The sequence below is a fragment of the Streptomyces sp. NPDC127097 genome, from assembly GCF_042724075.1.
GTDB lineage: Bacteria > Actinomycetota > Actinomycetes > Streptomycetales > Streptomycetaceae > Streptomyces.
Map to the genome: position 1 here is coordinate 14,769 of NZ_JBHXFI010000083.1, position 9,717 is coordinate 24,485.

Below are 9,717 nucleotides of genomic sequence, written 5' to 3' on the forward strand. Positions count from 1 at the left end.
CGTCGCGCCGGCCCGGGGGGCCCCCTGGGCCCCCCTCGCCCTTGACGTGGGTGTGGGGCTCGCGCCGTCCGGCCGCCCCCCCCCCCCCCCCCCACGACTCCGTCAGCGCGGCCACGAAGCCGTCGGCCTTGCGGCGGGAGGGCACATAGCGGGCCGGGCCGACGGCCAGGCCGATCCGTTCGTGCCCCAGCTCGGCCAGGTGGCGCACGGCCATCCGGGCCGCCGCGCCGTCGTCGGGTGAGACGAACGGCGCGTCGATGCGGTCGTTGTAGCCGTTGATGAGGACGAACGGGACGCCGCGGGAGGCCAGCCGGGCGTAGCGGGTGGGGTCGGCGCGGGTGTCCGCGTGCAGGCCGGAGAGGAAGACGATGCCGGTGACACCGCGTTCCTCCAGCTGCTCGACGAGTTCGTCCTCGGTGGCTCCGCCCGGCATCTGGGTGCACAGCACCGGGGTGTAGCCGTGGCCGGCCAGCGACTGCTCGATGATCTGGGCGAAGGCGGGGAAGATCGGGTTGGTCAGCTCGGGGATGACCAGGCCGACCAGCCCGGCGCTGCGGCGGCGCAGCCGTACGGGGCGCTCGTAGCCGAGTACGTCGAGCGCGGCGAGCACCCGCTGCCGGGTGCTCGCCGCCACGCCTGCCTTGCCGTTCAGGACCCGGCTGACGGTGGCCTCGCTGACGTCCGCCTGGGCGGCGATGTCGGAGAGCCGGGGGGTGGCATGGATGTCGGGCAGGGTCACTCCTCCCACCAGACGGCGGTGTCGGCGGGGAGGGTGAACTCCCCGTCGGGAGCGTCGAGTTGGCGTGAGGCCAGCAGAATTCGGCCGGGGGCGGGGAGCGGGGCCGGGCGGTCCGTCGTGTTGACGGTGCAGATCAGGCCGCCGGGGCGGCGGAAGGCCAGGACGCCGTCGGGGGCGTCCAGCCACTCGACCGCGTCGCCCGCGCCCAGTCCCGGCAGCCGGCGCCGCAGTGTGAGGGCGGTGCGGTAGAGCTCCAGGGTCGAGTCCGGGTCGCCGGTCTGGGCGTCGACGGTGAGGGCGGCCCAGTCGGCGGGCTGCGGCAGCCAGCTGCCGCCGTCGCCGAAGCCGTACGGGGGTGCCTCGCCGCGCCACGGGAGCGGCACCCGGCAGCCGTCGCGCAGGCCCTCCTGGCCGCTGTCCCGGAAGAACGAGGGGTCCTGGCGGACCTCGTCGGGGAGGTCGGTGACCTCGGGCAGGCCCAGTTCCTCGCCCTGGTAGAGGTAGGCGGAGCCGGGCAGCGCCAGCATCAGGAGGGTGGCGGCACGGGCGCGGTCCAGGCCGCCGCCGAGCCGGGTGCGGTGGCGTACGACGTCGTGGTTGGACAGCACCCAGGTCGTCGGGGCGGCCACCGGGCGCATGGCGTCGAGGGAGGAGTCGATCGCCTCCCGGAGCTCGGCCGCGTCCCAACCGGCGTTCAAGTAGTGGAAGTTGAATGCCTGGTGGAGTTCGTCGGGGCGGAGGTAGAGCGCGGTGCGGTCGGCGGTGGGGGTCCATGCCTCGGCGACGGCGATCCGGTCGCCGGGGAGCGCCCCGGGCCGGCCGCCGGTGGAGTACTCGTCGAGGACGGTGCGCCAGGAGCGGTAGATGTCGTGCACACCGTCCTGGTCGAAGAACGGCAGGACCTGGTTGCCGAGCAGTTTGAGCTGTTCGCCGTGGCCCATGTCGGGCAGGCCGGGGGCCTTGACCAGGCCGTGGGCCACGTCCACCCGGAAGCCGTCGACGCCCAGGTCCAGCCAGAAGCGCAGGATGGAGCGGAACTCGTCCCGGACGGCGGGGTGGTCCCAGTTGAAGTCGGGCTGTTCGGGCGCGAAGAGGTGGAGGTACCACTCACCGTCGGGGACCCGGGTCCAGGCCGGGCCGCCGAACAGGGACTCCCAGTCGTTGGGCGGCTCCTCGCCGTTCTGGCCCCGTCCCTTGCGGAAGTGGAAGCGCTCGCGGAGCGTCGATCCGGGACCCTCGGCCAGTGCGCGGCGGAACCATGCGTGCTGGTCGGAGCAGTGGTTGGGGACGAGGTCGACGATGATGCGCAGCCCCAGCCGGTGGGCCTCGGTGATCACCGCCTCGGCGTCGGGCAGGGTGCCGAACATCGGGTCGATGGTGCGGTAGTCGGCGACGTCGTAGCCGGCGTCGGCCTGCGGTGAGGCGTAGAACGGGCTGAGCCAGACGGCGTCCACGCCCAGGTCGCGCAGGTAGGGCAGCCGGCTGCGGACGCCGGCCAGGTCCCCCATGCCGTCGCCGTTGGCGTCGGCGAAGCTGCGCGGATAGACCTGGTAGATCACCGCGTCGCGCCACCAGTCGGTGGCAGGAGTGACGTTCTCAGGGGTGACGTCGTGCTGTGGAGTCATTTCAACCCTTGGTGGTGCCGGCGGTCAGTCCGGCTACGAGGTGGCGCTGGGCGAAGGCGAAGACGAGCGCGGCCGGTACGGCGATGATCACGGCGGCGGCGGTCATCGAACCCCAGTCGTTGGTGTACTGGTTGACGAAGGTCTGGAGGCCGCCGGCGAGCGTCAGGTTCTCCTCGCCGGTCATGAACGCGGAGGCGTAGGCGACCTCGGCCCAGGCGGTGACGAAGGTGTAGAAGCCGGTGACGGCGAGCCCGGGGCGGGCCAGCGGCAGGACGAGCCGCCAGAAGGTGCCGAAGGGGTTGAGGCCGTCGACCCGGCCCGCCTCGTCGATCTCCACCGGGATGGTGTCGAAGAAGCCCTTCATCATCCAGGCGCAGAACGGGACGGCGATGGTCAGGTAGGTGATGACCAGGCCCGCGGGCTGGTTGAGCAGGCCGAGGCCCGCCAGCAGGTTGTACAGCGGCACGATCAGTACCGCGACCGGGAACATCTGGGTGATCAGCAGCAGCCACATCAGCGGGCGCATGCCGGGGAAGCGGAAGCGGCTGACGGCGTAGCCGGTGGTGGCGGCGAGGAAGACGCCGAGGACGGTGGTCAGCCCGACGATGATCACGGAGTTCTGGAACCAGGTCAGGAACTCGGTGTCGGCCAGTACATGGGTGTAGTTGGCGAACGTGAAGTGGGTGACCAGGCTGGTGGAGAAGGCGTCGTTCTTCGGTTTGAAGGACGTCACCAGCAGCCAGAGGGGCGGGAAGACCGCCAGGACGGCGGCGACGGCCAGACCGGCGTGCAGCGCGGTGGAGGCGAGCTTGGACCGCTCGTGGCGCTTGCGGGGCGGGCGGGTGGTGGGCGTGCGGGTCATGGTCACCACACCTCTCCCTGCTTGCGCAGCGCGCGGCGGTAGACGACCGCGACGACCGAGAGCAGGACCAGGATCAGGACGCCCCAGGCCGCGGACTCGGAGAAGTTGCGGGGGCTGTCGATGAAGGAGAGCCGGTAGGCGTAGGTCACCAGGATCTCGGTGGCGTCGCCGGGGCCGCCCCGGGTCAGCAGGAAGATCACCGGGAACATGTTGAAGGTCCAGATGGTGGAGAGCAGGATGACGGTGCTGCTGACGGCCCGCAGCCCCGGCACGGTGATGTGGCGGAACCGCTGCCAGGCGCTCGCGCCGTCCATCTCGGCCGCCTCGTACAGCTCGCCCGGTATGGACTGGAGTCCGCCGAGCAGCGCGACGAGCATGAAGGGCACGCCCAGCCAGACGTTGACGGCGATGACCGAGAGCTTGGCCCAGGTGGGGTCGTTGAGCCAGGGGACCGCGTCGATGCCGCCGCCGGCCAGCAGCTGGTTGAGGATGCCGTTCTTCTCGTTGTAGAGCATCCGCCAGGTGAAGACGGAGATGAAGGCGGGGATGGCCCACGGCAGGATCAGCGCGAGGCGGTAGAAGGTGCGGCCGCGCAGGGTGCGGTTGAGCATGTTCGCCAGGGCGAGGCCGGTCAGGAAGGTCAGCGAGACACAGGCGACGGTCCACAGGACGGTCCAGCCGAGGCGGTCCCAGAAGACGCCGTCGGAGAGGACCGCCTGATAGTTGTCCAGGCCGGTGAACTTGTAGGTGGCGGGGAGGTGGTTGACCCCGATGTTCCGCTCGACGTTGGCCTCATTGGCGTCCGTGAGCGAGAGGAAGACGCCGCGCACCAGCGGGTAGCCGATGATCACCCCGATGACGAGTACCACCGGGGCGACCATCGTCCACGCGTACCAGTGGGTGCCCAGCGCCCGGCGCACCCGTACAGCAAGGGTCACTTGTAGTCCTTGAGCAGCTTCCGGTAGGCGTCGCCGGTCGCCTTGGCGGCCTGCTCGGGCGTGGCGGCGCCGGTGAGCACCTTGTTCATCTGGACCTTGACGGGCTCGAAGAGCGAGTTGCCCTCGGCGATCCAGGGGCGCTGGACGGCACCGTCGACGGCGGGCTTGAAGAACTGGACCATCTCGTTGCTCTTGACGGCCGGCACCTCGTACACGGACTTACGGGTGGGCAGCAGGCTGAGCTTCTCGTTGGTCTCCTGCTGGACCTTGGCCGAGCTCATGTACTTCACGAAGGCGTAGGAGGCCCGGAGGTTCTTGCTGCCGGCGTAGACGGAGAGGTTCCAGCCGCCCTGCGGGGAGCCCTGGGCGCTGCTGCCGCCGGGGACGGGGGCGACGCCGAGGTTCTTCTTGTCCTTGAACGCCTTGCCGGCGCGGGCGCCCTCGATGTCCCAGGGGCCGTCGACGGCCATCGCGACGGTGCCGTCCTTGAGGGCCTTGAGCTGGTTCTCCTGGCCGTCGGTGGCGTCGGTGACGGCGGCCTTGGAGTCCACCAGGTCCTTGATCGTCTTGAACGCCCGGACACCGGCGCCGTCGTCGATCTCCACGACCTTGTCGCGGGCGTTGACCATGTCGCCGCCCTCGCCGTAGAGGTAGGGCAGGAACCAGTAGGGGTCGTCGCCGCGCAGGTAGAGGGCGGTGGCGCCGGTCTTGGCCTTGATCTTCTTGGCGGCCTTGGCCAGCTCGTCGAAGGTCTTGGGCACCTCGACGCCGGCGTCCTTGAGGAGCTTCTTGTTGTAGAAGAGGCCGAGGGTGTCGATGACCTGGGGTGCGGCGTAGGTCTTGCCCTTGAATTTCGTGGAGCCGACGGCCTGCGGGAGGTAGTCGTCGGTCTTGTCGAGGGCGGGGGTGCCGTCGAGCGGGGCGAGATAGCCGAGGTTGGCGAAGTCGGCGACCCAGGCGACCTCGGTGCGCATCACGTCGGGGGCGCCGGAGTTGCCGCCGGCCGCGTTCTTGAACTTGGCGTTGGCGTCACCGAAGGGGACGTTCACATATTTGACGTGGACCTTGGGGTGGTCCTGCTGGAAACCTTCGGCAAGTTTGCGGTACGTCGCCTTCTCGGCGTCGTTGGAGGTGTCCCAGAAGGTAACGGTTCCGGACAGTTCACCCCCGCTGTCGCCGCCGCTGCCGCTGTCGCCTCCGCCGCACGCTGTCGCTGCCAGTGCCAGGCCCGCTACCAGCGCGGTGGCCGTTATGCCCCGTATGCCACGCCGCATGTGAACTCCTTAGGGAAATGCCTCAGATGGCGGTCAGGAACGTAACAGCGCGGAAAACAAACCGAAAGACCTTGCGGCAAATTTCTGCAAGACCATGGGAACGAATTGCAACGAGATGGCTGGAACGGGACCCTCCGGGCGCCCTCGACACCGTCACCCCGCGCCCGCCCGAGCGTTGATTGCGTGAAGGCACCGACGCCTCTTGACCTCAAAGGGACGGCAGATGACCCAGGAGCTCACTTCCCCCAGCCCCGCCCCCCAGGCCCCCGGAACGGGCCGAGGTCCGGGGTGGTGGCGCGACGCCGTCATCTACCAGGTGTACGTGCGCTCGTTCGCCGACAGCGACGGTGACGGCATCGGCGATCTGCGCGGCGCCCGCGCCCGGCTGCCGCACCTCAAGGACCTGGGGGTGGACGCCGTCTGGCTCACCCCGTTCTACGCCTCGCCCCAGGCCGACGGCGGCTACGACGTCGCCGACTACCGCGCCGTCGACCCGCTCTTCGGCAGCCTCCAGGACGCCGACGACCTGATCCGCACCGCCCATGACCTGGGCCTGCGGGTGATCGTCGACATCGTCCCCAACCACACCTCCGACCGGCACCCGTGGTTCCAGGACCCCGAACTCGCCCGGCAGCGCTACCTCTTCCGCCCCGGCAAGGGGGAGAACGGCGAACTCCCGCCCAACGACTGGGAGTCGGTCTTCGGCGGCCCGGCCTGGACCCGCACCGACCGCGGCGACTGGTATCTGCACCTCTTCGCCCCCGAGCAGCCCGACCTCAACTGGGACGACCCCGAGGTGCACGCCGAGTTCGAGGCCATCCTGCGCTTCTGGCTCGACCTCGGTGTGGACGGCTTCCGGGTCGATGTCGCGCACGGCATGGTCAAGGCGCCCGGCCTGCCGGACATCGGCCACGGCCAGCAGGCCAAGCTGATCGGCAATCAGGTGCTGCCGTTCTTCGACCAGGACGGGGTGCACACCATCCACCGCGCCTGGCGCCGCCTGCTGGACGGCTACGGCGACACCCACGGCAGGCAGGTGGTCGGCGTCGCCGAGGCGTGGGCCCCCACCGCCGAGCGCCTCGCCCTCTACGTCCGCCCCGACGAACTCCACCAGGCATTCAACTTCCAGTTCCTGAACGCCCCTTGGGAGTCCGGCGCACTGCGCGAGGTCATCGACGCCTCGCTCGCCGCCACCACCTCCGTCGGCGCCCCGACGACCTGGGTACTGTCCAACCACGACGTCGTACGCCACACCACCCGGCTCGGCGGCGGCCTGGACCGGGCCCGTGCCGCCACCCTCCTGATGCTGGCCCTGCCCGGCTCCGCCTACCTCTACCAGGGCGAGGAACTGGGCCTGCCCGAGGTCACCGACCTGCCCGACGAGGTCCGCCAGGACCCGGCCTTCTTCCGCGGCGGCCGGACCGCGGGCGCCGCCGCCACCAGCGGCCAGGACGGCTTTCGCGACGGCTGCCGGGTGCCGCTCCCCTGGTCCGGCGAGGCACCCCCGTACGGCTTCGGCGACGGCGGCAGCTGGCTGCCGCAGCCCGCCGACTGGGCCGCCCTCACCGTCGACGCCCAGACCGGCGACCCCGCCTCCACCCTGGAGCTCTACCGCACCGCCCTCGCACTGCGGCGCCGGCTGCCGGGACTGGGCGACGGGGAGATGAGCTGGGCCCCCGCACCCGACGGGGTGCTCGCCTTCACCCGCCCCGGCGTGCTGTGCGCCGTCAACACACTGGGTCACGACGTGGAGCTGCCGCCGCCCGGCGCGCTGCTGCTGGCCAGCGCCCCGGTGACCGGCAACGGCGCCGCCGCGGTGCTCCCCGGCGACAGCTGCACCTGGTGGGCAATCTGAGAGCCGAACGGTACAGTCCCACCCATGACCGCCCGGCTGGCCGATATCGCAGCGCAGGCGGGTGTCAGCGAGGCCACCGTCAGCCGGGTGCTCAATGGAAAGCCCGGTGTCTCCGCCACCACCCGCCAGTCCGTGCTTGCCGCCCTCGATGTGCTGGGCTACGAGCGCCCGGTGCGGCTGCGGCAGCGCAGCGCCGGGCTGGTCGGACTGATCACCCCGGAGCTGGAGAACCCGATCTTCCCGGCGTTCGCCCAGGTCATCGGGCAGGCACTGACCCGCCAGGGCTATACGCCCGTCCTGGCGACCCAGACGCCGGGCGGCTCCACCGAGGACGAGCTGACCGAGATGCTGGTGGACCGCGGAGTGGCCGGCATCATCTTCGTCTCCGGGCTGCACGCCGACACCTCCGCCGATATGCAGCGCTATGAGCAGCTGCGCGGCCAGGGCGTCCCGTTCGTCCTCATCAACGGCTTCTCCGACAAGGTGCAGGCACCGTTCGTCTCCCCCGACGACCGGGCCGCGGTGGACCTGGCGGTCACCCACCTCAGCGCGCTCGGCCACCGGCGGATCGGGCTGGCGCTCGGCCCCAAGCGCTTCGTTCCCGTGCAGCGCAAGATCGAGGGCTTCGTGCGCAGCATGCAGGACCGGCTCCAGCTCGGCCCGGCCGAGGCCGAGCCGTTCATCCAGCACTCCCTCTACACCCTGGAGGGCGGCCAGGCCGCGGCGGGCGCGCTGATCGAACGGGGCGCCACGGCCATCGTCTGCGCCAGCGACATGATGGCCCTCGGCGCCATCCGCGCCGCCCGGCAGCGCGGCCTCGACGTCCCCGGCGACCTCTCCGTGGTCGGCTTCGACGACTCCCCGCTCATCGCCTTCACCGACCCGCCGCTGACCACGATCCGGCAGCCGGTGACGGCCATGGGACAGGCAGCGGTAAGGGCCCTCCTGGAAGAGGTCGGCGGCACCCCCGCCCCCCACAGCGAGTTCGTCTTCCACCCCGAACTGGTGGTCCGCGGCTCGACCGCCTCGGCCCCCCGCACGACCGCACGGATCCCGAAGCCGTCGCGGGCTCACTGAGCGCCGTATCACCCGTACGTACGGGGTCCGGACATACCCCACAGGTCCCATACAGGGCCTCGAATACCCGCCCGAAGGATGATCGGCAAGACGTCCGTTTCTGGCAGACTGTCTGCCTATGGGTGATGCGAATACGAGGATTTTGGACGGCCCGCCGACCACCCCGCCACCCAAGGGGGAACACGCGGACCGCCCGGTGACCGACCGCCGACTGGCCCGTCTGCGTGCCCCCCGCTCCCCCCGGCTCTGGTTCGAGATCCTGCTGATCGCGGTCAGCTACTGGACCTACTCGGTGGTCCGCAACGCCGTGCCCGAGCAGAAGATCCAGGCCCTGAAGAACGCCGACTGGGTCTGGCAGGCGGAGCACTTCCTGGGCATCGCCGTCGAACGCACCGTCAACCACGCGGTGAACTCCGTGACGTGGCTGATCGTCACGATGAACTACTACTACGCGACACTGCACTTCGTCGTCACGATCGGCGTCCTCGTCTGGCTCTACCGCTGGCACCCCGGCCGCTACGCCGCCGCCCGGCTGGCCCTGTTCGCCACCACCGGCCTCGCCCTGATCGGCTATTACGTCTACCCGCTGGCGCCACCCCGGCTGATGCCGGACGGCGGCTTCGTCGACACCCTCGTCCACCACGGCACCTGGGGCTCGATGGCATCCGGCAACCTCGCCTCGATGTCCAACCAGTACGCCGCGATGCCGTCCATGCACATCGGCTGGTCACTGTGGTGCGGCATCACGATCGCACTGCTCGCCAAGCCGCTCTGGTGCCGGATCCTCGGCCTGCTCTACCCCGCCACGACCCTGCTGGTCATCGTCTCCACCGCCAACCACTTCTGGCTGGACGCACTGGGCGGAGTTCTCTGCCTGTCCTTGGGCCTCGCGTTCGCGTCCGCCTGGTACGGCTCGTTGCCACATCGGCTGGCGAAGGTGGCTGTCGCCTAAGCGGCCCACGTTCCGCTGCGCTTTGCATTCGGCCCGCGTTTTCGGCCTTCTCGCCGTGGTGGTTTCTCGCCGTTTGTTGCCCGCTTGCGCGGTGCCACCCGCTGCGCTTTGCCTCGGCCGACGTTTGTGGCTTTCCCGCCGTTGCTCCCCCACTGCCTGAAGGGCGTGGTAGGTACCCCCACGCGGCGGGCGGTGCCGCTGCGCGGGGCTGTTGGGTGCGGTGACGGGAGGGAAAACGGTGGGTGGGGGCTGCTCTGAGTGGTCCGGTGCGGCCCGTAGGGCCCGGTTATGGCTTACGGCGGCCAAGCCCCACCCACCTTCACCAACTCCCCCAACGGGAGGGGACGGGCCGGAGGGGCCTGGTGTGTGGACGTAAAGCGAAGCAGTCCACACAC

At 70.4% G+C, this 9,717-nt stretch carries 8 protein-coding genes; 3 read left to right on the top strand and 5 right to left on the bottom strand.

Translation table 11 applies throughout. The features are described 5' to 3' along the window. The 5 genes from ACFWJW_RS35290 to ACFWJW_RS35310 form a co-directional block, all read right to left on the bottom strand. The coding region (locus ACFWJW_RS35290; protein ID WP_387248916.1) for a LacI family DNA-binding transcriptional regulator at positions 1–748 on the bottom strand (748 nt) is incomplete at its 3' end. Next, entirely contained in the window at positions 736–2,364 is a 1,629-nt protein-coding gene (locus tag ACFWJW_RS35295; RefSeq protein ID WP_387248918.1) for a glycoside hydrolase family 13 protein, read from the bottom strand. The genes ACFWJW_RS35295 and ACFWJW_RS35290, both read right to left, overlap by 13 nt. Before the next feature lies 1 nt (position 2,365). Beyond that, positions 2,366–3,226 carry a sugar ABC transporter permease gene (locus ACFWJW_RS35300; RefSeq protein WP_387248920.1) on the bottom strand — a complete coding sequence of 287 codons (861 nt, stop codon included), beginning with the start codon at positions 3,224–3,226 and terminating at the stop codon, positions 2,366–2,368. Between the two features lie 2 nt (positions 3,227–3,228). Continuing rightward, positions 3,229–4,164, bottom strand: coding sequence for a carbohydrate ABC transporter permease (locus ACFWJW_RS35305; RefSeq protein WP_387248922.1), 936 nt, complete (start codon positions 4,162–4,164; stop codon positions 3,229–3,231). Further along, positions 4,161–5,438, bottom strand: coding sequence for an extracellular solute-binding protein (locus ACFWJW_RS35310; RefSeq protein ID WP_387248924.1), 1,278 nt, complete (start codon positions 5,436–5,438; stop codon positions 4,161–4,163). The genes ACFWJW_RS35305 and ACFWJW_RS35310 overlap by 4 nt, the downstream gene beginning before the upstream one ends. A gap of 223 nt (positions 5,439–5,661) precedes the next feature. Here ACFWJW_RS35310 and ACFWJW_RS35315 point away from each other — a divergent pair, with 223 nt between their 5' ends. The 3 genes from ACFWJW_RS35315 to ACFWJW_RS35325 all read left to right on the top strand — a co-directional run bounded on the left by ACFWJW_RS35315 (position 5,662) and on the right by ACFWJW_RS35325 (position 9,322). Then, positions 5,662–7,293, top strand: a complete 1,632-nt coding sequence (locus ACFWJW_RS35315) for a glycoside hydrolase family 13 protein (protein ID WP_387248926.1) — start codon at positions 5,662–5,664, stop codon at positions 7,291–7,293. A 24-nt stretch (positions 7,294–7,317) separates the two neighbouring features. Next, positions 7,318–8,370: a LacI family DNA-binding transcriptional regulator gene (locus ACFWJW_RS35320; RefSeq protein WP_387248927.1), complete on the top strand. Its 1,053-nt coding sequence runs from the start codon at positions 7,318–7,320 to the stop codon at positions 8,368–8,370. 118 nt (positions 8,371–8,488) lie between these two features. Beyond that, complete coding sequence (locus tag ACFWJW_RS35325; protein ID WP_387248929.1) at positions 8,489–9,322, top strand: phosphatase PAP2 family protein; 834 nt, start codon at positions 8,489–8,491, stop codon at positions 9,320–9,322. Positions 9,323–9,717 lie beyond the last annotated feature (395 nt).